At 72.1% G+C, this 22582-nt stretch carries 17 protein-coding genes and 1 pseudogene; 6 read left to right on the plus strand and 12 right to left on the minus strand.

Annotated features, from left to right (window positions below):
• Positions 1-30 precede the first annotated feature (30 nt).
• The 3 genes from WMF33_RS06865 (at position 31) to WMF33_RS06875 (ending at position 3991) form a co-directional block, all read left to right on the plus strand.
• Entirely contained in the window at positions 31-1824 is a 1794-nt protein-coding gene (locus WMF33_RS06865; RefSeq protein ID WP_437336373.1) for an AMP-dependent synthetase/ligase, read from the plus strand.
• Positions 1825-1964: 140 nt separating this feature from the next.
• Positions 1965-2948: an MbnP family protein gene (locus WMF33_RS06870; protein WP_437336374.1), complete on the plus strand. Its 984-nt coding sequence runs from the start codon at positions 1965-1967 to the stop codon at positions 2946-2948.
• The gene (locus WMF33_RS06875; RefSeq protein WP_437336375.1) at positions 2945-3991 is read left to right on the plus strand and encodes a cytochrome-c peroxidase; all 1047 of its coding nucleotides are present in this window, start codon (positions 2945-2947) and stop codon (positions 3989-3991) included. Before WMF33_RS06870 ends, WMF33_RS06875 begins: the two co-directional genes overlap by 4 nt.
• A gap of 44 nt (positions 3992-4035) precedes the next feature.
• Here the strand turns inward: WMF33_RS06875 and WMF33_RS06880 are convergent, their stop codons facing one another.
• The 7 genes from WMF33_RS06880 to WMF33_RS06910 form a co-directional block, all read right to left on the minus strand.
• On the minus strand, positions 4036-4758 hold the full coding sequence (locus WMF33_RS06880) for a glutathione peroxidase (RefSeq protein WP_061622110.1): 723 nt from the start codon (positions 4756-4758) through the stop codon (positions 4036-4038).
• A 337-nt stretch (positions 4759-5095) separates the two neighbouring features.
• Positions 5096-6337 carry a methylated-DNA--[protein]-cysteine S-methyltransferase gene (locus tag WMF33_RS06885; RefSeq protein WP_437336376.1) on the minus strand — a complete coding sequence of 414 codons (1242 nt, stop codon included), beginning with the start codon at positions 6335-6337 and terminating at the stop codon, positions 5096-5098.
• A gap of 41 nt (positions 6338-6378) precedes the next feature.
• Positions 6379-7221 (minus strand): helix-turn-helix domain-containing protein, encoded by an 843-nt coding sequence (locus WMF33_RS06890; protein WP_437336377.1) that lies wholly within the window; start codon positions 7219-7221, stop codon positions 6379-6381.
• Positions 7222-7328: 107 nt separating this feature from the next.
• Positions 7329-8027: a class I SAM-dependent methyltransferase gene (locus tag WMF33_RS06895; RefSeq protein ID WP_437336378.1), complete on the minus strand. Its 699-nt coding sequence runs from the start codon at positions 8025-8027 to the stop codon at positions 7329-7331.
• Positions 8028-8138: 111 nt separating this feature from the next.
• Entirely contained in the window at positions 8139-8981 is an 843-nt protein-coding gene (locus WMF33_RS06900; protein WP_437336379.1) for a nucleotide-binding enzyme, read from the minus strand.
• A complete protein-coding gene (locus WMF33_RS06905) occupies positions 8978-9412 on the minus strand; it encodes an RNA polymerase sigma factor (RefSeq protein WP_437336380.1) in 435 nt (144 codons plus the stop codon). The genes WMF33_RS06900 and WMF33_RS06905 overlap by 4 nt, the downstream gene beginning before the upstream one ends.
• Entirely contained in the window at positions 9387-9881 is a 495-nt protein-coding gene (locus WMF33_RS06910; protein ID WP_437336381.1) for an HD domain-containing protein, read from the minus strand. The genes WMF33_RS06905 and WMF33_RS06910 overlap by 26 nt, the downstream gene beginning before the upstream one ends.
• A 269-nt stretch (positions 9882-10150) precedes the next feature.
• Here WMF33_RS06910 and WMF33_RS06915 point away from each other — a divergent pair, with 269 nt between their 5' ends.
• Positions 10151-10633, plus strand: coding sequence for a hypothetical protein (locus WMF33_RS06915; RefSeq protein WP_437336382.1), 483 nt, complete (start codon positions 10151-10153; stop codon positions 10631-10633).
• Between the two features lie 69 nt (positions 10634-10702).
• Here WMF33_RS06915 and WMF33_RS06920 read toward each other — a convergent pair whose 3' ends face one another.
• From WMF33_RS06920 to WMF33_RS06935, 4 genes are all read right to left on the minus strand, one after another.
• Positions 10703-11866, minus strand: coding sequence for a pyridoxal phosphate-dependent aminotransferase (locus tag WMF33_RS06920; RefSeq protein ID WP_437336383.1), 1164 nt, complete (start codon positions 11864-11866; stop codon positions 10703-10705).
• A gap of 156 nt (positions 11867-12022) precedes the next feature.
• Positions 12023-14077, minus strand: a complete 2055-nt coding sequence (locus tag WMF33_RS06925; protein WP_437336384.1) for a sodium-translocating pyrophosphatase — start codon at positions 14075-14077, stop codon at positions 12023-12025.
• Positions 14078-14370: 293 nt separating this feature from the next.
• Complete coding sequence (locus tag WMF33_RS06930; protein ID WP_437336385.1) at positions 14371-15810, minus strand: DUF5050 domain-containing protein; 1440 nt, start codon at positions 15808-15810, stop codon at positions 14371-14373.
• Positions 15811-16180: 370 nt separating this feature from the next.
• Positions 16181-16861 carry a hypothetical protein gene (locus tag WMF33_RS06935; RefSeq protein WP_437336386.1) on the minus strand — a complete coding sequence of 227 codons (681 nt, stop codon included), beginning with the start codon at positions 16859-16861 and terminating at the stop codon, positions 16181-16183.
• 554 nt (positions 16862-17415) lie between these two features.
• Between WMF33_RS06935 and WMF33_RS06940 the strand changes: the two genes are divergently transcribed.
• Both WMF33_RS06940 and WMF33_RS06945 read left to right on the plus strand, forming a co-directional pair.
• On the plus strand, positions 17416-19014 hold the full coding sequence (locus WMF33_RS06940; protein WP_437336387.1) for a glycoside hydrolase family 30 protein: 1599 nt from the start codon (positions 17416-17418) through the stop codon (positions 19012-19014).
• A 78-nt stretch (positions 19015-19092) separates the two neighbouring features.
• Positions 19093-19653 (plus strand): annotated as a pseudogene (locus WMF33_RS06945) (MBL fold metallo-hydrolase); the annotation flags it as partial.
• A gap of 128 nt (positions 19654-19781) precedes the next feature.
• Here the strand turns inward: WMF33_RS06945 and WMF33_RS06950 are convergent.
• Entirely contained in the window at positions 19782-22310 is a 2529-nt protein-coding gene (locus WMF33_RS06950) for a catalase (RefSeq protein ID WP_437336388.1), read from the minus strand.
• Between the last annotated feature and the right edge of the window lie 272 nt (positions 22311-22582).

The raw sequence follows: 22582 nt of genomic DNA on the forward strand, positions 1-22582 counted from the left end.
CCCGAGGCCCCGAGGCCGCAGGAAGATGCCATGAGCACCGTTCTCCACCGTCTGGATCAGTGGGCCAACGAATCCCCGTACGCGCCGGCCCAGCGTTACAAATCCGGGGGCGAATGGACGACGCTGACGGCGCGAGACGTTCGCGACCGGGTCCACCACCTGGCGCTGTTCCTCGAGTCGAGGGGGTTCGACGCGAGCCAGATCGGCGCGATTCTCTCGTACAACTGCCCGCAATGGGTGCACGTCGATCTCGCGGCGCTGCTCGTCGGGGGCAAGTCGGCGGGGCTCTATCCGAACTCCACGGCGAAGGACATCCACTACATCCTGACGCATACCGAGGCGACGCTGCTCGCGGTGCAAAACCGGGAATACTTCCAGAAGATCTCCGGGGAGAAGGGCGAATCCGCCGCCCCTGACAGCGTGCGATGGATCCTCGTCTTCGACGGCGACACGTCGATCTCTCCGAAGGCGATCTCGTACGAATCGGCGCTGGCCGAGGGCCGCGCGCTCGCGCAGCGGCCGGGCGCGAAGACGTACGCCGATTACCTGGCGACGATCGATCCCAGGGCCGGCGCGTTCTTGATCTACACCTCGGGCACGACGGGCAACCCCAAGGGGGCGATGATCTCGCACGACAACCTGGCCTACACGTCCGACATGGTGGTGAAGTACTGGGGCCTGCCGTTCGCGCGCGGCACGATGTTCTCGTTCCTCCCGCTCTGTCATATCGCCGAGAAGCTGCAGAACGTGGGGGTCGGCATCACCCAGCGCTATGCCGTCAATTTCTGCTCGAAGTTCGAGAACGTCTCGGTCGAGCTCCCCGAGGTGCAGCCCACGCTGCTGCTCTGCGTGCCGCGCCTCTGGGAGAAGATGATGGAAGGCGTGATGGCGAAGGTGCGCGGCGGCAAGGGCGCGAAGAAGAAGCTCGCCGAGTGGGCGCTCTCGGTCGGCGCGCGCGTGGCCGAGGCGAAGTATGCGAAGCGGGCGCCGAGCCCGCTCGACGCCTTGCAGCTCAAGCTCGCGGAGAAGCTCGTGCTCGGCAAGGTGCGCGCCGCCCTCGGCCTGGGCAAGGCCGAGATGCTGGCCTCGGGCGCGGCGGCGCTCGCGCCGCACATCTCGACGTGGTTCCGCGCGCTCGGCCTGGAGATCCTCGAGGATTTCGGCCAGACCGAGTCGACGGGCGTCATCTGCATGACCGAGCCTGGCGTCGAGAGCGCGGGGACCGTGGGCAAGCCCGTGCCCGGCGTGGAGTTCAAGCTGGCCGACGACGGCGAGATCCTGACGCGCGGCCGGCACGTGTTCGTCGGCTATTACAAGGACGAGGCGGCGACCGCGGCCGCGCTCGAGGACGGCTGGCTGCACACGGGCGATCTCGGCGAGTGGAACGAGCGCGGGCAGCTCAAGATCCGCGGCCGCAAGAAGGAGATCCTCAAGACCTCTGGCGGCAAGATGATCGCGCCGCTGCCGATCGAGGAGAAGCTCAAGGCGGCGGAGATCATCAGTCAGGTGTGCATGGTGGGCGACGGCCGCAAGTACCTCTCGGCGCTGATCACCCTGACCGAGGCGAAGCTCGCCGAGCTGAAGGGCCGTGGCGCCCTGAACGGCGACGCCGCGATCACCACCCCCGAGGTGGTCGGCCAGGTGAAGGCGCACATCGACGCCCTGAACGCGGGGCTCGCGAGCTTCGAGCAGATCAAGCGGTTCACGGTCCTCGGCCGCGAGTTCTCGGTGCAGGACGGCGAGATGACGCCGACGCTCAAGATGAAGCGCAACGTGATCGAGCAGCGCTTCCGCGGCGTGATCGACCAGATGTACGCCGAGTAAGCCGAGTAAACCGAGTAGGCCGAATACGCCGAGCAAGAAAACGCCGCGCCAGGGAGAGGACACATCGCGTCCTCTCGCCCATCCCTGAGATGCGTCACCGGTTCCCGTGGGGGGCGTCCTCGCGTACAATCGAGCCCGCCATGAAATCTCCTAGCTTGTTCGGCTTCATCGGGGTGCTCCTGGGCGTGGCAGCCGCTTGCGGCGCGCCCTCGCCTCAGCAGACGGCCTCCGGGACCGGCGGCGCGGGCGGCAGCGAGCCCGACAAGACCGGCGGAGCGAGCGACACGGGTGGAGCACCCGGCGACGGCGGCGCGGGTGGTGCGGGCGGCGCTGGCGGCGAGGCCGAGGCCACGTGGCCGGCCGGCTGCGCACAGCAGCCGGCGCCCATCCGGACCGAGGGTGCCATCGTCGAGCTCGCGTTCGAGCTCGCCCTCGGCGACGAGCCGTTCGTGTTCGGCGAGCCGAACGCCGCGCCGGACGGAAGCACCGTCACGCCGCTCAACGCCCGCTTCTACGTCTCGCACGCGGCGCTGATCCAGGCGGGCGGCGATCTCGTGCCCGTCGATATCGTCGGCCCGGATGGCGCCCCCGCCCCTCACGGGGTCCACTTCTACAACGCCGAGGACCCGGGCTCGGCCACGCTCCGGCTGCGCGCTCCGGCTGGCAGCTATGAAGGCGTCAGCTTCGTCTGGGGCTTGCACCAGGCCTGCAATGTCTCCCAGCCCGCGCAAAACGTCGCGCCGCTGTCGGATGCCTCCCAGATGACGTGGCCGCACACCGGCTACCTCTGGCTGCGCTACGAGGGCAGGGTGGATCCGCCGGCCGGAGGTGAGCCCGTCGATCCGGACGACGGGACGGTCCCGCCGGCGGTCCACATGGGAGGCAACCTGGTCATGGATCTCGTCCCCAGGGTCGAGGTGCGAGGCGCCGTGGCCGTGCCCGAGAGCGGCTCGACGGGCAAGGTCGTCCGGGTCGCCATGGACGAGGTCTTCGCGGGCGCCACGGCGGACGTCGACCTGACCGGGTACATGGGGCCGCCCGGGCCCGTGGGCGACGAGCTCCTCGCGGGCGAGCGCCTGCGGCGCAGCCTCCCCGACCTGACGGTGTTCGCCTTCGGTCCGTGACGCCGAGCTCGAGCCGCGGAGGCGCCGTCGGCCTGGCGGCGCTGCTCCTCGCGGGCGGATGCGGCGACGGCGGGCCTGTGGGCTCCGGACCTGTGCCGCCGCTCGTCACGGACGCCATCCCCGCCGGGTTTCCGGCGCGCGCCGCGGCGGCCAGGGCGCCGGCCGAAAACGCGCTCACCGAGGCGAGGGCGCAGCTCGGCAAGCGGCTCTTCTTCGACGAGCGCCTCTCTCGCACCGGCGAGGTGGCGTGCGCGAGCTGCCACCGCCAGGAGCACGCCTTCGCCGAGCCGGACCCCGTCTCCCGGGGGGTCGACGGCCACCTGGGACAGCGCAACGCGCCCGCGCTTGTGAACCTGGCGTGGGGCGAGAGCTTCCTGTGGGACGGCCGCGCGGCCACCCTGGAAGAGCAGGCGGGGATGCCCATCGAGCACCCCGACGAGATGGGTCTATCGCTCGCCGAGGCCGTCGCTCGCGTCGCCGGCGATGACGCGTACGTCGGGGCGTTCGCGGATGCCTATGGCGGGCCGCCCGGCGAGGAGCCCTTGCGCCAGGCCATCGCCAGCTTCGTCCGTTCGATCGTCAGCGCCGACAGCCCTTACGACCGGCACCTGCGCGGGGACGACACGAGCTTCGGAGACGCCGAGCGCCGCGGCGAGGCGCTGTTCCTGAGCGAGCGAGCTGGCTGCTTCCATTGCCACCCGGCCGGCAGGCTCACCAACGAGGGCTTCTTCAACAACGGCACCTACCTCGACGGCGGCGACGTCGGGCGGCAAAGGATCACCGGGCGGACGGGAGACCTCGGGAAATTCAAGGTGCCCGGCCTGCGGAACATTGCGGCGAGCGCCCCCTACATGCACGATGGATCGCTGGCGACGCTGGAGGACGTCGTCGACCATTACGATCGCGGCGGTCTGGGCCATGTCTCCACCGATCCGCAGATCGAGGAGCTGGGGCTCTCGCCGGACGAGAAGGCCGATCTGGCGGCGTTCCTGCGGTCGCTGACCGATCCCGCCTTCCTCGACGATCCGCGGTACCGCCCCTGAGCGAGAGGGAGAGACCTGGCCACGAGGAGCCAGGCCTCCGTCAATCAGGCCTTCGCGAAGTACGCCTCGAGCTCGTCGGCCCCGCCGATGTACTTCCCGTCGATGAAGACCTGCGGCGTCGACGACTTCCCGCTCACCGCCCGCAGCCGGCGCGGCGAGGCCGCCACCTCCTCGTACGCCAGGCCCCGCTCCTCCAGGAGCCGCTTCGCCTTCGCGCAGTAGCCACACCCCGGCTTCGTGAACATCAGCACGTCGTTCGGCGCCTTCGACGACGGATCCAGGTGCTTCAGCATCGTGTCCGCGTCCGACACCTCGAAGGGATCGCCGTCCTTCTCGGGCTCGATGAACATCTTCTTGATGACGCCATCCTCGACGAGCATCGAGTAGCGCCACGAGCGCTTGCCGAACCCGAGGTTCGCCTTGTCGACGAGCATCCCCATCTTCTCGGTGAACTCCCCGTTCCCGTCGGGCAGGAACAGGACCTTGTCCGCCTCCTGCGCCTTGCACCACTCATCCATCACGAACGCGTCGTTCACCGAGATGCACGCGATCGTGTCGACCCCGCGCCGCTTGAACTCTGCCGCGAGCTCGTTGTAGCGCGGCACATGGCTGCTCGAGCAGGTGGGCGTGAAGGCGCCCGGCAGCGCGAACACCACCACCTTCTTGCCCGCGAACACGTCCTTCGTGGTCACGTCCTTCCACTGACCGTCGACACGCGTGCGAAACGTGACATCCGGAACGCGCTGCCCTTCGAGGTTCTTCAGCATGACTGTCGTGCTCCTCCAGTGCTCTTCTGGCGCCGTCGGGACGGCGACCCTTGTCCAACGTCGTGCGGCGCTCCACGCGGCGCTTTCGCTCTGTGGCCGGCGAGAACTTAACCCCGCGCATCGACGCCGGCCAGCCGTCGCGCGTGCTCCGGAGGTCGTGCGCGCGGCCGCGCGCCATGCGGCACAGCCCGCTGTGGCGTTTCTGCAACCGCCAACGTCAGAGCGTGCCTGACAGGCGACCCCTGCGCAGGCCGCGCTTCAAGGCCAGGGCCGGCCGACAGCCGCGCCGCCTCGGGCGCGGCGCGGGGACAGCCCCGGCCGCCGCGGGAGCGCGAGGTCAGTCTTCCCGCGCCAGCTCCGCCGCGCGCCACAGGTACCAGCTCGCCACCGTGCGGTACGGCTTCCAGCGCGCCCCGCGCCGCTCGAGGTCCTTGCGCCCCGGCAGGTCGCGCTGCTTGAACGCGAACGCGAAACCTTTGCGGATGCCGTAGTCGTCCACGGGCAGCACGTCGGGGCGGCCGAGCCGGAACATGAGGAGCATCTCCGCCGTCCACCGGCCGATGCCGCGCACCTGCGTGAGGCGCTCGATGATCGCCTCGTCGTCCATGCCGTGGACCTCGGCGAGCGTGGGGAGCTCGCCGTCCTTCGTCCTCCGCGCGAGGTCGCGCAGCGCGAGCAGCTTCGCGCGCGAGAGGCCGGCCGCGCGGAGCTCCTCGTCCGAGGCGCGCAGGAGCTGCTCGGGCGTGAAGCCCTCGTGCGCCGGGGGGAAGAGCGCGCGCACGCGCGCGAAGATGGTCGCCGCGGCCTTGCCGGTGAGCTGCTGGTAGACGATCGACTCGGCGAGCGCGAGGAAGAGGCTCGACGTCCGGTCGAGCCGCATGCCGAACGGCCCGACCCGATCGATGAGCCGCCCGAGGGCCGCGTCGGACGCGCGCAGGCGCTCGACGGCGACGGCCGGATCGAAGCCGTACGCGCCGCCGTCGCCGGGCTGAGCCGCGCTGGCCGCCGCGCCGTCGGCCTGAGGCGCGCCGGCCGCCCCGCCGCCGGCCTGAGGCGCGCCGGCCGGCCGGGCGCGCTCGATCTCGAGGAGGCGGAGCTTGGTCGTGACGCCGCCGTCGGCGGAGAAGCCGCCGACCTTGCCGCCGGCCGCGAGCACGCGGTGGCACGGCACGAGGATCGCGAACGGGTTGCGCCCGAGCGCCTGCCCCACGGCGCGCGCCGCGCCGATCGACCCGAGCCGCGCCGCGATGTCGCCGTAGGTCAGCGTGGCGCCCGGCGGGATGGTGCGCGCGACCTCGTAGACGCGGCGGTGGAACGGCGGCACGCGCTCCATGTCGAGCGGGACGCCGGACAGATCGCTCGCCTCGCCGCGGAGGAGCGCGGCGATGCCGTCGATGGCGCGCTGCACGTCGGGCGGGGGCGGCGCCTCGAGCGCGCCCGGCATGCGCTCCAGCAGGCGCGCGCGCGTGCCCTCCTCGCGCCCCTCCGGGAGCTGCAGGAGGGCGACGCCGCGCGCGCCCCACGCGATGCCGCACCGGCCGATCGCCGTATCGAAGAGGAGGAAACCGTGTGCCGTCATGAGGGGCGGCGCGGGCCGAGCGCCCGCGTCCGGCGGCAATCCTAGGAGCGCCCGGCGAGCCGGTCTTGGAAGATCTTGCGATCCCCGCGCGCCGCCCGGCGGAAGCCGCGGGGGGAGACGCCGGCGGCGCGGTGGAAGGTGCGGACGAAGTTGGAGAGGTCGCCGAACCCGACGTCGAGCGCGATGTCGGTGATCGACCGGGCGCTGTCGGCCAGGAGGCGCGCCGCGCGGCGCAGGCGGGCGCGGACCAGGTACTGGTGCGGGGTCACGCCGACCACCCGCGCGAACAGCCGCAGGAAGTGGAACGGGCTGAGCCCGACCTCGCGCGCGGCGCCCTCGAGATCGACCGGCTCGTGCGCGTGCTCGTCGAGCCAGATCGCCGCCTCCACGGCGCGGCGGCGGTCGCGCGCGAGGGCCTCGGGCGGCCGCTGCTCCCGCCCGGAGGCGACCTCGACGAAGCGGGCGGCGAAGAGCATTCCCGCCTCGTCGACGCCGATGTCGCTCCTGCCGTCGGCGGCCGCCTGGGCGAGCTCGCCGAGCACCATCAGCTCGGGCAGGGGCGGCACGCCGCCGGTCCGGAAGGCCTCGGTCGGGGCGCCGAGCGCGTCGAGCAGCGGCGGCGCGAGGTGGATGGACAGGCACTCGTCGCCGCGGACGTGCTCGTGCGTGCACATGTACTCGTCGCCGGGGTGGCCGATGAGGAGCGACCCGGCGACGAGCTCGAACGACGCCCCCCGGACCCGGTAACCGAAGCTGCCCTTGCGCACGTAGGAGAGCGAGAAGCCGCGGTGTTGCTCGATGAAGGGCGCGTCGGCGGGGCCGGCGCTGCACCGGTAGTCGAGCACCGAGATGGCCTCGCGCGCCAGCACCGTCGTGACGAGCATGCCCCGCCGACTGTACCCGCGGCGGAGAGGCGGAGCAACGCGCGCCCCGCGCCGCCTCGCGCGGCCGCGGCGGCGCTCGTCGACCTCGTCGCGCGCCCGTGCGCCGCTCAGGCCTGCGGGGCGTCGGCGCGCTTGTGGCCCCTGACCGTCGCGATCGGCATGATCGCGGTGCCGATCCGGTCGATCTCGGCCACGTCACGGAACCCGGCGCCGGTGAGCACCTCGGGGAGCCGGTCTGCGAGGTTGTCGTCGAAGCGGCGCGCGAGGGCGTCGTCGTGGCGGTGCGCGATGCGGTCGAACCAGCGGAGCGCCCGCACGGCCGCCCGGCCCGGCGCGCTGCGCGGCGACCCGAAGTCGGCGAGGAGCAGCGCGCCGCCCGGGCGGAGCACGCGGAGGATCTCCTCCGCCGTCCGCCGTTTGTCGTCGGCGGCGAGGTGGTGGAACATGAGGCTCGACACCACGCGATCGAAGGTCCCGTCCGGATACGGCAGCGCCCACGCCATGGCCCGCTCGAAGCGCACGCCCGCGCCGACGCGCGCGGCCTTGGCGCGGGCGAGGGCGAGGACCTCGGCGTCGCCGTCGACCGCGTGCACCTCCACCCCGGGGCAGCGCTGCTGCGCGAGCACCGCGAGCGTGCCGGTGCCACAGCCCACGTCGAGCACCCGCTGGCCGGGGGCCAGCTCCAGATTCGCGACGAGCTGGCTCCGGAAGGCCTCCTCGCGGAAGAGCAGCCGGATCGCCGGGTCGTAGAAGCGCGTCAGGGCGGCGGGGCCGAGGGCGTGGACGTATCGAACGTTCGTCTGCATGGCGTCTCCTCCTTGGGGTCTCGCCGGGGGACGACGCACCGGCCGCGAGCTCATTACACCTGCCGGGCCGCGCGTGCGCCCGCGCCGGCCCACGAAGCCCGGCCGTGACGGTCAGGCCGTCCCCTCGAAGCCGGGCAGCGGATCGTACGCCTGATCGGGGTCGTCCTCCTCGCCGGGCTCGGCGCAGACCGGCTCGTCGTCGGCTCCGGTGCCGCCGGTGTCGCCGAGCAACCCATCGAACGGACCCGGGAGCGGCTCGTCCTCGTCCGCCTCGAGCAGCGCGTCCATCCCCTCCACCTCGCCGGTCGCGAGGTAGCGCTCCCACGCCGTTGGGTGGTCCCGGGCGCAGAGCGCCGAGAGGGCGGCGATGCCCAGGCGCACGATCGGCTTCCCGTCGGTGCTGCTGCGGGGCCGCGCCCTCAGCTCGCGCGGGGCGTACACCGTGAGCTCGAGGGGCGCCACGTCCGCCACGTGATAGTGCACGTACTCCCGGAGCTCTCCGCCCTTCTGGATCGTCACGCGCTCGCGCTCGAAGGTCCAGCCGAGCGCCCGCGCGTGCCGCTCCAGCGCCTCTTCGTCGGCGGGGAAGACGTGCAGATCGACGTCGCTGCCGCGGCGGATATGGCCGGTGGAGACCGAGCCGATCAGCCGGGGCGAGAACGGCGCGAGCGCGCGCATGGCCTCCAGCGCCACGATGCGCAGCGCGAACAGCCGGCGCGTGCGCTGGCTCCCCTCGGCGCGCTCGGCGAAGAGGAGCAGCGCCTCGCGGATCTCCCCGTTCGAGGGCAGGTCCGCGGGCCGGTACCGCGCCCGCCGCCCCTCGACCTGGCCGAGGATCCGCTTCGCGGCCATGCGCTTGGCGGTGAAGTACTGGTCCACGCCTTCCTCGTACATGAGGCGCGCGGCCTCGGCGGCGATGCGGGCCCGCAGCCCGCCGGATCGCTCGGCGCTCATCGGCTCACCCGCGCCGCGCGCGCAGCTGGCGCTGCCGCCGCGCCGCGCCCTGCCGCCGCGCCGCGCCCTGCCGGCGCCGCGGCGAGCGCCTGCCCGAGGGCCTGCCGCAGCCGGAGCATCGCGCCGCCGACCAGCCGGCCGCCCCGCGGCGCCCCGAACAGGCGCTTCTGCACGACCTGCTGCGCCACCCCGAGGCGGCGCGCGATCTCGCCCTGCGACAGCCCGTCGAAGAAATAGGCCTCGACGACCTCGCGCTGCTTCGCCGTCAGCGCGGTCTCGACCGCATCCCGCACCGCGGCGCAGAGCCGGTCTCGCCCCGGCGACCCGGCCTCGTCGCCCCAGAGCCGGCGATCGTCGCCCCAGCGATCCACGTCGCCGCAGAGGACCTCCCGGCGCGCCTTGCGCTCACGCGAGCTCCTTTCGCAGATCATGGGCGGGGGCGGGCTCGCCGCCGATCGAGAGCAGGGAGAGGTCCGCGCCGTCGAGCAGGAGCTCCACGGCGGCCTCGGGGCTCAGCACGGTCGCGGCCGGCGAGCGGCCGCCGAGGTCCCACCGGCGGAGCCGCGCGAGGTCGGCGAGGGCCGTCGTGCGCCGGAGGCGCCGCTTCGTCGGACCGGGCGCGCGCAAGAGGTGCAGGTGGTGCCGCACGAGCCAGACCACCCGCGGGCAGACGAGCTCCGCGAGCGCGTCGGCCCCGTCCTCGGCGTGATCGGCGGGGGCGAACGCCTTGCCGACGTCGTGGAGCAGGGCCGCGGCCCAGAGCGAGCGATCCGCGGTCTCGCGGCGGGCCAGGTCGAAGACCTGCAGGGAGTGGAAGAGCGCGTCTCCCTCGGGGTGCCAGCGCGGATCCTGCGGCACGCGGTCGAGGGCGAGGAGGAGATCGAGGAGGTCCTTGTGCATCGGGGGAGGGCGGTTGGGCCGCCCGCGGGGCGCGGGCGAGCGGTGCCCTTCACCCTGGGGCGCGGCCACACCCACCGGGAGCCGCCCTGGCCGGGGCAGGGGAAGCATAGCGCGGCGCGCGGCGCGAGGTGGCGCGGTAGACTGATCCCATGACCCACTCGCCCTGTCCCGCTCGCACGGGGCCGCGATCTCCTGGGCGCGGCCGACCGCGCTCCCTCGGCGCAGCGCTCGCTCGCGCGGCCGGCGTCCTCGGCCTGTGCGCGCTTCCGATGTGCGATTCGCTCGACAACATCGACGTGGAGGTCGGCGCCACGGCGGTCGTCCCGGCGGGCACGATCCTCGACGACGTCCTTGGCTTGCTGGATTTCGACGCCTTCCAGCGGATCGACCTCTCGGCGGAGTTCGAGAACCAGGGTGTCACCAAGGACGACGTCGACGAGGTGCACCTCGTCCACTTCACGCTGCGGGTCGAGAGCCCGGCCGACGGGAGCTTCGATTTCCTGCGCTCCGCGTCGTTCTTCGCCGAGGCCGAAGGGCAGCCGCGGGTGCTCATCGCGAAGCTGGACGAGGTCCCTCCCGGGGCGCGCGAGCTGTCGATGGACGTGATCGAGGGCGTGGATCTCAAGCCCTATGTCGTGGCGCCGAGCATGAGGATCACGACCGAGGCCCGCGCGAGCGGCCGTCCCGACGAGGAGACGACCGTCGCCGCGGACGTGCTGCTCGACGTCGATGTCTCCGTGCCGGGCTGCTGACGCCGCGCCGCCGAGGTGCGTTGCTGGTTCCGTGAGGGATTGGAGCCACGGAGGCACAGAGAGCAGGAGTCACCGCGCGCGCTGCCAGGCGACGATCCGCGTCACCGCCTCGTCGACCTGCTCGACCGGCGCCGCGAAGGACAGCCGGACATGCCGCGCGCCGTCGACCCCGTCGAAGTCCGTGCCCGGCGTGAGCGCCACGCCCGTATCGGCGAGCAGCCGCTCGCACCACGCGACCGAGTCGTCCGTGCCGACGTCGGCGTACAGGTAGAAGGCGCCGTCGGGCGGCGCGACCTTCCAGCCGAGCTCGGGCAGCCGCCGCAGCAGCAGGTCGCGCGCCGCCGCGTAGCCGTCCACCAGCCGGTCCGCCTCGGCGTACGCCTCCGGGGTCAGGGCCGCGAGCGCCGCGTGCTGCGCCAGGGCGGGCGGGCACAGCGCGAGGTTCCCCGCCAGCGCGTCGACCGGCGCGACGAGCTTCGGCGGGAGCACGAGCCACCCCAGGCGCCACCCCGTCATGGCCCAGTACTTCGAGAAGCTCGAGACGACGACGGCGCCCGCGTCGCCGTAGCGCGCCGCCGTCGCCTGGCGCCCGGCCCACGCGCCGTACGTGAGGCCGTGATAGATCTCGTCGCTCACCAGCCGGACGCCATGCTCCGCGCACCAGCGCGCGATCGCGTCGAGCTCCGCGGCGTCGATCATCGTGCCCGTCGGGTTCGCCGGGCTCGCCAGGATCAGGCCGTCGAGCTTCCCGCCGTCGTGCGCGGCCGCGAGCTGCGACGTGGTCGGCTGGAAGCGGCTCTCCGGGCCGCACGGCAGCTCGACCGCCTCCACCCCGAGGGAGCGGAGGATGTTCCGGTACGCCGGGTAGCCCGGGCGCGCGAGCGCCACGCGGTCGCCCGGCTCGAACGCCGCGAGGAACGCGAGCAGGAACCCGCCCGACGACCCGGTGGTGAGGGCGACGCGCGACGGGTCGAGGTCCACGCCGTACCAGCGGCCGTAGTGCTCCGCGAGCGCGCGGCGCAGCGCCGGGATGCCGAGCGCCTCGGTGTACCCGAGGTCGCCGTCCGCGAGGAGCGCGGCCGCCCGCGCGCGCACGACGGCGGGCGCCCCGGAGCCCGGCTGGCCCGCGCACAGGCTGATCACCGGCTCGCCCGCCGCGCGCCGCGCGTTGGCGGCGGCGAGCACCTCCATCACCGCGAACGGCGGCACCTGCGAACGGCGGCTGATCCTCATGAGACCTGTCGAGTCGGGATGATGACGTTTACGCCATCACCCCGAGCGGCTCAACGGCCATCTGCAGCGCTGAAGCGATGTCGTCGGCCGAGGAGATTCGGCCCGTGAGGCGGGGCGAGGACGACGCGGATAGGAGCGTCGCGACGGCGGGTCCGCTCAGGCGATGAGCGGGGCGATGAGGAGCGACACGACGCCCATCACCTTGATGAGGATCGAGATGCCGGGGCCGGACGTGTCCTTGAAGGGATCGCCGACGGTGTCGCCGACGACGGCGGCCTTGTGGGCGTCGGAGCCCTTCGCGTGGCCGTCGAGGCCGCCCTTCTCGATGTGCTTCTTGGCGTTGTCCCAGGCGCCGCCGCCGTTCGCCATCATCAGCGAGAGCACCGCGCCGACGACGAGCGCGCCGGCCAGCGTGCCCGCGAGGACCTCGGGGCCGGCCACGAAGCCGACGACGACCGGCGCGAGCACCGCGATGGCGCCGGGCGCGATCATCTCGCGGATGGCGGCCGACGTGGCGATGTCGACGATGACCTTCGGCTGCGGGTCGACGCCCGGCTTGCCCTCGAGCAGGCCGGGGATCTCGCGGAACTGACGGCGGATCTCCTCGACGATCGAGCCGGCCGCGCGGCCGACGGCGGTCATCGTCAGCGAGCCGACGAGGCAGGGGAGGAGGGCGCCGAAGAGGAGCCCCATGAGGACCTTCGCGTCCGTCAGGTAGAGCACGAGCTCCGGGAGCCCCTTCGCGCGACGGACCGCGTCGACCTCCATGTTGAACGCGGCGAACAGCGCGACGACGGTGAGCACCGCCGAGCCGATCGCGAAGCCCTTGCCGACGGCCGCGGTGGTGTTGCCGACCGCGTCGAGCTCGTCGGTGATCGCGCGGACCTCCTTGCCGAGGCCGGCCATCTCGGAGATGCCGCCGCCGTTGTCGGCGATCGGGCCGTACGCGTCGACGGTCATGACGATCGCGGTGCCCGCGAGCATGCCGACCGCGGCGAGCGCGATGCCGTAGAGGCCGAGGTAGTGGTTCGAGATCCAGCCCACGGCGACGAGGGTCACGAGCGGGATCGCGACGCTCTCGAGGCCGACCGCGATGCCGCGGATGACGTTGGTGCCGGGGCCGGTGAGCGAGCTCTGGGCCACCTTGTGGATGGGGCCCATCGACGTGTAGTAGTCGGTCACGAGGCCGACGATGGCGCCGCCCGCCGCGCCGGCCGCGAGGGTGACGACGGCGCCGGAGCTGAAGCCGAGCCCCGGGAGGATGGCGGCCGCCGCGAGCACGACGAGGAACGGCGGGACGATGAGCGCGAGGCGCAGCACCCGGGCCGGGGGCAGGTTCTTGAGCGCGCGCGTGATGAAGATGCCGACGACCGAGACCGCGAGGCCGATCGTCGCGAGGAGCAGCGGCAGCGACACGGCCATGGCGCGGAGCTCCACCTCGCCCGCCGACGGCGCGAGCTGCTGCAGCTTGGCGATCGGCATCGTGAGGCCGAGCGCGATCGCGGCGACGACCGCGGCCACGTAGCTCTCGTAGATGTCGGCGCCCATGCCCGCGATGTCGCCGACGTTGTCGCCGACGTTGTCGGCGATGACGCCCGGGTTGCGCGGGTCGTCCTCGGGGATGTTCGCCTCGACCTTGCCGACGATGTCGGCGCCGACGTCGGCGGCCTTCGTGTAGATGCCGCCGCCGATGCGGGCGAAGAGCGCGATCGAGCTCGCCCCGACCGCGAACGAGTGGACGATGGTCGCGAGGTGCTCGTGGTTGCGGAACAGGGCGTAGATGCCGCCGAGGCCGATGAGGCCGAGCCCCGCGACGCAGAGGCCCATGACGGCGCCGCCGTCGAGCGCGGTGACGAGCGCGGTGGGCTTGCCGTGCGCGCGGGCGGCCTCGGCCGTGCGGACGTTGGCGTACGTCGCGGCCTTCATGCCGAAGAAGCCGGCGATGAGCGACAGGAACGCGCCGGCGGCGAAGGCGCCCGCGGCGAGGAGCCCGAGCGTCGCGGCCAGGAGCGCGAAGACGACGGCGGCGTAGACGGCGAGCACCTTGTACTCGCGCGCGAGGAAGGCCATCGCCCCCTCGCGGACGTAGCGCGCGATGCGCGCCATCGTCTCGTTGCCTTCGGGGGCCTTCTTGACACGCACGTAGAAGGTGCGTGCGACCACGAGCGCGACGGCGCCCGTTAGGAGCGACTGATACGACAATGCATCCACGGGTGATGGTCCTCTCGATCGCTCCCGGCCGGAGCGAGCGCCGGCTCCCTCTTCCGTCCATGACGGCGGATCAAGTAGGAAATGGCGGTGCTGCGGTTCCCCGGGCCGCTCTGGGCGAAATCGGGGATAGCGTCAGCGGAACGTGGCGTCCGCGGCGTCGTCGTGTCGGGGCCCGCGCCTGCCGACGGTGACCGTGGTGTTGGAATATTACAGGCAGGAATGATGCGCGAGACGCGTACGTCGGGGTCGCCCCTGCTGGCGCGCGCTCGCGGTCGCCGTCCGGACGGGGGCGATCAAGGGGCGTGATAGGACACGACTTGACCCTGGTAGCGGTAATCGCCGGCGTTGGACCAGAACACGCCCTGGCCTTCCGGGGCGAGGACGCGCCAGGCGACGGGCTGTCCGAGCGCGAGCACGACGGTCCGGTGGCTCTCGAGATCGTGCGCGTTGACGCTGCGGTTCCCGCCAGTGTCCGTCGAGAACAGCGTCGAGCCCCGGAGGGCGAGCCCCGCCATCGAGACCCCCTGATAGACCAGCGTCTTCTGCCCACCGCCGATGGGCGCCTTGAACACGCCGCCGTCGCCGACATTCGCCCAGTAGACGAACGCGGCGTCCACCGCGATCCCGGTCGGCTCGGCCTCGTTCTCGGCGATGACGGTCACCTCCCCGCCCGACTTCGCCACCTTGTAGACCTTGTTGGTCGCGGAGCCGCCGGTCCAGTAGATGTTCTCTGCGTCCTGCGCGAGGTGCTCGGGATTCCCGGCGCCTTCCGCGAGGACGACGGGCTCGCCGCCGTCGAGCGGCATCGTGTAGATCTTCTCGCCGAAGCCGTCGCCGAAGTAGAGGGCCGACGCGTCGCCGATGACGCTCACGACATAGCCGACCTCGACGAGGGTCTCCACCTCCTGGCTCGCCTTGTCGACGCGCCGGAGCGCGGAGGGGATCACCGGATCATCGTCGCCGCCGCTCGCCCAGTACACGTGGGAGTCGTTGACCCACAGCGACTTGGGATCCGGATCGGCGGGGATCATCGCCTCCGCCGCGTCGGCGCCCGGCTTCGCGCGGTAGATGAAGCCGTCGTTGTTGTCCCCGGTGGCGACGTCCTCGGTGCCGCCGCTCGCGAAGTAGAGGAAGGACCCGTCGGCGGCGAGCGCGCTCGGGTAGCGGTGCTGGCTCGCCATCGCGGTCGGCAGGGGCATCCCCGGGTAAACGCTGGAGAGGCGGTCGGTCTCCGTGATGACGCTGTCCCTGGAGACGTCGTGTCGCGCGAGCGGCGCGAACGCGTTCGAGCCCTCCTGCGCGGTGAAGCCATAGGCGCCGAGGACCGTGTCTTCGCCCAGCTCGGCCTTGAGCGCGACGGTGATCGGCAGCGTGAGCGTGATCGGCTTGTCGAACGTCTGGCCCTCCGGGCCGAGGACGTACAGGGGCCCCACCGCGCCCTCGGGGGCGTCCTCGACGCGCTCGACGGAGATCACCGTCTCCTCGCGCACCGCGCCCGCCGGCACCTCGATCGTGAAGCCGTCCTCCGCGGTGAAGGTCCCGCCCTGCGCGTCGACGGAGAACTGGCCGGACGCCGGCTGCGCGCCGGTCTCCGACGTGTCGCCGCCGCCGGTCTCGCCGCCGCCCGTATCGCTTCTGTCGGTACCCTCGTCGCCCTTGTCCGTCCCACCGCACGACGCGCTGCTCAGCGCGGCAGCCGCGCACGCCAACACCAACACCAAGTTCGTTGTCATCGCTTTGCTCCTCCGCGGGCGGCCGTCGCCGCCATGTCATGGAAGGCCATGGTTCTGCTGAGCTCGCCATCGGCGCGGCTGCGGCATCACCATTGATCCAAGCAACAGCGTAGCGCCTGAATTGCGGCTGGCGAGCTGAGCTGGACCACGAGACAACGTACGGTGTTTACCCGTCAGGGTTTTCCCACGCGTGCAGTCGCTGCAGTCTTTACACGTCAGGGTTAACCCCATCTGTGCAGTTGCCATGGTCTTTGCCCGTCAGGGGGCCCCATGTGTGCAGCCGCACCGCGCGCCGCCGGCCGCTCATGGATCGGCGGGGCGGGGCGGCGGCGTCCTGCTCGGGCCCGGCCGGAGCAGCCGCGCCGTAGGGCTACAGGGCGGTGTGCGTCCCCGTGATCCAGACGGTCGCGTGGGAGCCGTCGGACTGCTTGGCCCAGGTGCGGACGCGGTACTTGCTCGTGGCGACCTGCTGCGCAGTCCCGTAGTTCTCGTGGTAGTAGGTGAACGTCGGAGTCGAGCAGTGCCCGCGGCCGGCCAGCGGGTCGTCCCAGACCCACGCGCCCGCCTGCTCCTTGTACGTGAGCTCCACGAACTTGTTCGTGGCCCAGTCCCAGCGCTGCATGCGCGTCGCCATCTTGGTGTTCGCGCAGTCGGTCATCGCCTGCGAAGCGTTGCTCCACGAGGTGGAGGAGGAGCCCCAGAAGGTCGGCTCCACGTCGAAGCGGTACGTCTCCGGGGACTGGTGCTGGTAGTAGTTGGGCACGGGGAAATCCACGATCGTCGTCGCTCGATCCAGCCCGCCGGCCGGACAGATGCTGTCGATCCACTGGTAGGAGCGGACGTAATCCTCGCTTGCTCCGACCGCGGTGAGCTGCGGGCTGGTGAAGTTCGGGTCGAGCCCCATCGCGCAGGGGTCAGGGTTTCCTCCGAGCGCCTCGGCGCTCTCCGCCGTGTCTTCCTCGCCGAAGCTGCCGTCCTCCGCCGCCACGCAGCCCATGACGCTCGAGAAGGTGATGAGACCGAGACCGACATGATACGCAGCAATCTTCATGGTGCGACTCCCCTTGGTATGCCTGCCTGTCAGACCGCGCCCGACCAAGGAGCAGGGAGCATGCCTACGGCGATCCCGCCGAGCGCTCCTGCGTGTTCAACGATCTCGCGGCGCAAGTTTGCGACGCGGGCCATGGGCTGATCGCCGCTCGCCAGGCGGTGGAGGCGGCAGCCTCCTCCATCGGCAGGGCGATGGAGGCTCGCGCCTTCACCTCGGCGAGCTCCCCGCTCCCGTGCACGTGGGCGGGGGCGGGCGCGGCCCGCCGGGCCCGCGAAGCGGCGGGTCGATCGCGAGGGGGCGGAGGCGCTGACCGGAGCGGCGCGCTGGCAGCGCTGCCACGCGGCGTACGACTCGGTGAAAGCTCGTTGCAATCTTGCGCCCCGAGCGCCATGCCCTCTCTGCAGAAGGCACTTTTCGAGTGCAAAGACGCTGCCCGTTCGACGAGACTCGCTCATGAGAAGCTCCTGAGGCCGTGGGGATCCGCCCGCGCCTCCCTGAAGTGGCATCACGCCGTCGTGAGCGAGACAGCGCTCACCGCAACCGCACGCACCTCCATGAAACTTCAAGCTATCGTCGCGTCGTTCGCCGCGCTCACCGTGGCCGTGTCGTGCTCCCCGAGCGATCCGGGCCCGTCCGTGGACGCCGCGGCAGCGGGGAGCGGCGGCCAGGGGGGGAGCGCAGGCAGCGCGACCGCGGGCTCGGGTGGCGGATCGACCGCGGGCTCGGGGGGCGGATCGCCGAGCAGCACCGGCGGCACGGGGGCCGTGGGCGGGAGCGGGGGCTCACCGAGCGAGCCACGCCCCACGGTGACCGCCGCTCCGGGCACGGAGCTCGTCAGGATCGACACGGAAGTGCTCCACCAATCGTTCGAGGGCTGGGGCACGAGCTTGTGCTGGTGGGCCCATCACGTGGGCGGATGGGAGGAAGCCAAGCGCAATGCGGTCGTCGAAGCGGTCGTCGATCCGGTGAGCGGGCTCGGCTACAACATCTTCCGCTACAACATCGGTGGCGGGGAGAACCCGTCCCACGAGCACATGAAGGAGCACCGCGAGATGCCGGGGTTCCAGGGCGCCGACGGGACCTTCACGTGGGAGAACGACGAGAACCAGCGCGCCATCCTCCTGCGCATCGCGGAGCGCGGAGCGGACCTGATCTTCGAGGCGTTCTCCAACTCGCCCCCGTACTGGATGACGAGCAGCGGCTGCGCCTCGGGCAGCAGGAGCGGCGGAGACAACCTCAAGGCCGATCACTACGACGACTTCGCCCACTACCTCACCGAGGTCGTGCGTCATTACAGGGACGAGCACGGGATCGCCTTTCGCACGCTGGAGCCGCTGAACGAGCCTTACGCAAACTGGTGGAAGTCGGACGGCTCCCAGGAAGGTTGCCACTTCGACCGGGCGAGCCAGGAGAAGATCATCCGGGAGGTGGCCGCGCAGCTCGCCAGCAAGGGCCTCGACGAGACGGTGGTCAGCGCATCGGACGAGAACAGCATGGATGATGCCGTCCGGAACCTCGGCGCGTTCGGCGCGGAGACGCTCGCCGCTCTCCAGCAGATCAACGTCCACTCCTACGCGGGCAGCCAGCGCAAGGAGCTCCGGCAGCTGGCGACCCGGCTCGGCAAGCGTCTGTGGCAATCGGAGTCGGGGCCCCTCGGGCAGAACCTGAGCGACGACACCGACGCGGCGCTGTTCATGGCGGAGCGCATCATCCGGGATCTGCGCGAGCTGCAGCCGGAGGCCTGGGTGGATTGGCAGTCGGGCGATCCGTCGCGCAGCTGGGCGAGCTTCACGCTGAACGACCGTGAGCAGTCCTACGCGCCCATCAAGCGCTTTTACATGCACGCCGGCTTCAGCCGGTACATCCGGCCCGGCGCGACCTTCGTCGAGGTCGACAGCGAGGACATGGTGGCCGCGGTCAGCGCCGACGGGCGCGCTCTCACGCTCGTGGTCCGCAACGGCGATCGCGACGCGAGCCGCGGCTACACGCTCGATCTCACGCGGCTCCCCACGGTCGGCCCCGCGGCGGAAGCGCACCGCACCTCGCGCACGGAGGACCTCGAGCGGCTCCCCGACATCGCGATCGAAGACTATCGCTTGGTGGTCACGGCCCCCGCCTTCTCCGTCACCACCTTGGTCATCCCGATGCCTTGATGGGGCCGCATCGCCCCCGGCCGCGCGTCGCCCGGCCGCTCCTGCGCCGCGCGCCGGTAGGCCGCGCACGCCCACGTCGACCACGCCGGGAGCGCCGCCGCCCTGCGCGAGCGATCCGGAGCGCTCGTCGTCGCCCACGAGGCCGAGGTCGAGCACCTCAACGGGCGTGCCCCGATGACCTTCTGCCCGACGGGTTGGTTCGGTCGCGTGTTCGTCCGTGCCCCGCTCGTGCACGAGCGCTACGCCCCCGTCGCGCCCGACCTCGTGCTGTCCGGCGACGAGACGCTCGACCTGGCTCCCTACGGGGTCGCAGGCAGCGTGCGCCACACGCCCGGGCACACCCGGGGCTCGCTCTCGGTCGTCCTCGAGTCGCGCGAGGCGCTTGTCGGGGATCTTGTCGCCTCGGGGGTGATGCTGGGCGGGCTGGCGCGGCTGGGCCATGCGATCCGGTCCCCCTTCGAGCTGGACCCGCGCGCCGTCGGCGTCGCGCTGGAGCGGCTGGTCGACGAGGGGGTGCAGACCTTCCACCTGGGTCACGGAGGGCCGCTCGGCGCCGGCGAGGTGCGGCGGCACGCCCGCGCGCTGGCAGGCTCCGTCGCGGGCGTGCCCCACCTGCAGCGGATGCCCCAGCCGCGGTGAGCGCGGTCCTGCGGCGCGCGCACGGTCCTGCGCTGGTCTCTTGACAAGGCGGGGCAGCCGTCGACCACGCTATCTTTCCACGATACGTGGGGGGCGCCGAGGGTGTTCTCGGCGCGGGCGTGCCGGGGTCAGACCGCCGGCGGCTCGGTCTGGCGTTGCCACGCGCGGTGGATGGCGATCGCCTTGATGAACGCCGGGGCCGCCTCGGCCACCGCGTCGTCGGGCAGGACGAGCAGGCCCGGGTCGTTGTCCGCGCCGGCCGCGGCGGCCTTCACGCCCGCGGCCGCGGCGAGCTTCGCGGCCGACGCGGGCACGAGCAGGGGCTTGCAGTGGCGGTACTGGAGCTGGACGAACTCGACCGCGAGCCCGTCGCGCGCCAGCGCCGCCGCGTTCGCGCCGGTCGGCAGCGCCGCCGCGTCGAAGAGGACGCTCGGGGCGGTCTCGAACGTGACCTCGACCGGCAGCTCGTCGCCCTCGGCGGTGCGTACCACGCCGAGGCGCTCGCCGACGTAGCGGGGCACCGCGCCCGCCGTCAGCAGCGCGTCGTAGAGGGCGCCCGCCGCCGCGCCGCTCACGCCGTCGGCGACGAGGAGCGCGACGCGGCGGCCGAGGATGCGGCCGTCGCCCGGCCGGGCGAGCAGCGACAGGGGCGGCGACACCGCGACCTCGGGGTTCTTGACGGGCGGCACCGCCACCGGGAGCGGCTCGGGGAGCGGCATGCCGAGGTCGGCCGCGACGCGCGCGGCCAGCGCCTCGTCGACGTTCCGAATCATCCGGACCACGCGCTCGCGGACGGCCTGCGTCTGCACGCGCGTCAGCTCGAAGCGGAAGGCGCGCGCGATGTGCTCGCGCTCGACGGGCGTCTGGCTCGCCCAGAAGAGGCGCGCCTGCGTGTAGTGGTCGGCGAACTTCTCGGGCTTGCCGCGCAGCTTCGTCGGCGCGGTCGCGGCCTGCTGCGCCAGGAGCCGCTCGGCGACCGAGGCGAAGCCGCGCGCGCCGGCCTGGAAGGGGCAGCCGCCGGCGAGCGAGTTGGGCTCGTAGTTCACGCGGCCGCGGTTGATCGTCTGGCGGTGGAACCCGTCGCGCTGGTTGTTATGAACCTGGGCGACCGGCGTGTTGATCGGGATCTCGTGGAAGTTCGGCCCGCCGAGGCGCGAGAGCTGCGTGTCGAGGTACGAGAAGTTGCGCCCCTGCAGCAGGGGGTCGTTCGTGAAGTCGATGCCGGGGACGACGTGCTGTGTGCAGAACGCGACCTGCTCGGTCTCGGCGAAGAAGTTGTCGGGGTTGCGGTTCAGGACGAGCCGGCCGACGGTGCGCAGGGGCACGAGCTCCTCCGGCACGATCTTGGTCGGGTCGAGCACGTCGAAGCTCCACTTCTCCGCCTCTTCCTCGGTGAACGTCTGGATCTGCAAGAGGTACTCGGGGAACGCGCCGCCCTCGATGGCCTCCCAGAGGTCGCGGCGGTGGAAGTCGGGGTCGGCGCCCGCGATCTTCACCGCCTCGTCCCAGTCGAGCGAGTGCGTGCCGAGCACGGGCGTCCAGTGGAATTTCACGAGCGTCGCCTGGCCGGCCTCGTTGACGAGCCGGAAGGTGTGCACGCCGAAGCCCTGCATCGTGCGGTAGCTGCGCGGGATCGCCCGGTCGCTCATCTGCCACATGATGTGGTGCGTCGACTCGGGCATGAGCGAGATGAAGTCCCAGAAGGTGTCGTGCGCGCTCGAGGCCTGCGGCATCTGGTGGTGCGGCTCGGGCTTCACGGCGTGAACCACGTCGGGGAACTTCATCGGGTCCTGGATGAAGAAGACCGGCATGTTGTTGCCGACCAGGTCCCAGTTGCCCTCGTCGGTGTAGAACTTCACGGCGAAGCCGCGCGTGTCGCGCACGGTGTCGGCGCTGCCGCGCTCGCCCGCCACGGTCGAGAAGCGCACGAACACCGGAGTCCGCTTGCCGACCTTCGCGAAGGGCGCGGCCTTGGTGAGCGCGGTGATGTCCTCGGTGCACTCGAAGTAGCCGTGCGCGCCCGAGCCGCGCGCGTGCACCACGCGCTCGGGGATGCGCTCGTGGTCGAAGTGCGTGATCTTCTCGCGCAGGATGAAGTCCTCGAGCAGCGTCGGGCCGCGCAGCCCCGCGCGCAGCGAGTTCTGGTTGTCGCCGACGGGCACGCCCTGGTTCGTCGTCAGGGCCCGGCCGAGCGAGTCGGCCCGGTGCTTCTGCAGCGGCCCCTGGTTCAGGTTCTCGCCGGGCGCCGCCTTGGCGCCGTTCTTCTCGGACTCGTTGCTTTCGGTGATCGTGCTCGCGGTCGCGTCGAGGTTCTCGGGCTTCGCTGTGGCACCTTGCGGCGGCTGTGGCACTTTGCCGCGTAGCGCGTACTCGGCGGGTTTGTTCACGTTCTCGGGGATCGCGGCGACGAGCGCCTCGGTGGCGTCGACCTTCGCGTCGAGGCGGTCTGCGGCCGCGAGGTTGCGCACCCCGGCGTCGTCGCTGCTGGTCCCGCTGCCGAGCGCGGTCGCCGCGCGCTCGAGGAGGCTGCGTTTGGGCCGCGCCGCCCGCGGCTTCGCGGACGGGCCGCCCATCGATTGTTTCGCGCTGCCGGCGCCTTTTTCGGCCGGCGCCGGATCTTTGGATGATGACTTCGCAGGGTCTTTGCGATCGGTCATGAGATGGCCTCCTGGGGGGACCGGGGCTTCAGCAAGGAGCGCACCAACGGTCGAGCTTGGGGCCGCCGTGCGGTCGCCCGACGCGCGGCCGGGGCCGTGGCGGCGCTTCGGTTGGCCCGCCACGGATTCGCAGGGCGTTGACGTGCCGCCGGCCGCGGCGACGGCCGGGCGGGCGACTCACGAGACGAGCGGGGAGGGGAGGGAGCAGGGCGGGAGAAGCCGGACCGGGGAATCGCGCACGCGCACGCGCACGAAGGACGAGCACGAGAGAC

This window comes from Sorangium sp. So ce394, from assembly GCF_051474665.1.
Lineage (GTDB): Bacteria > Myxococcota_A > Polyangia > Polyangiales > Polyangiaceae > Sorangium > Sorangium cellulosum_D.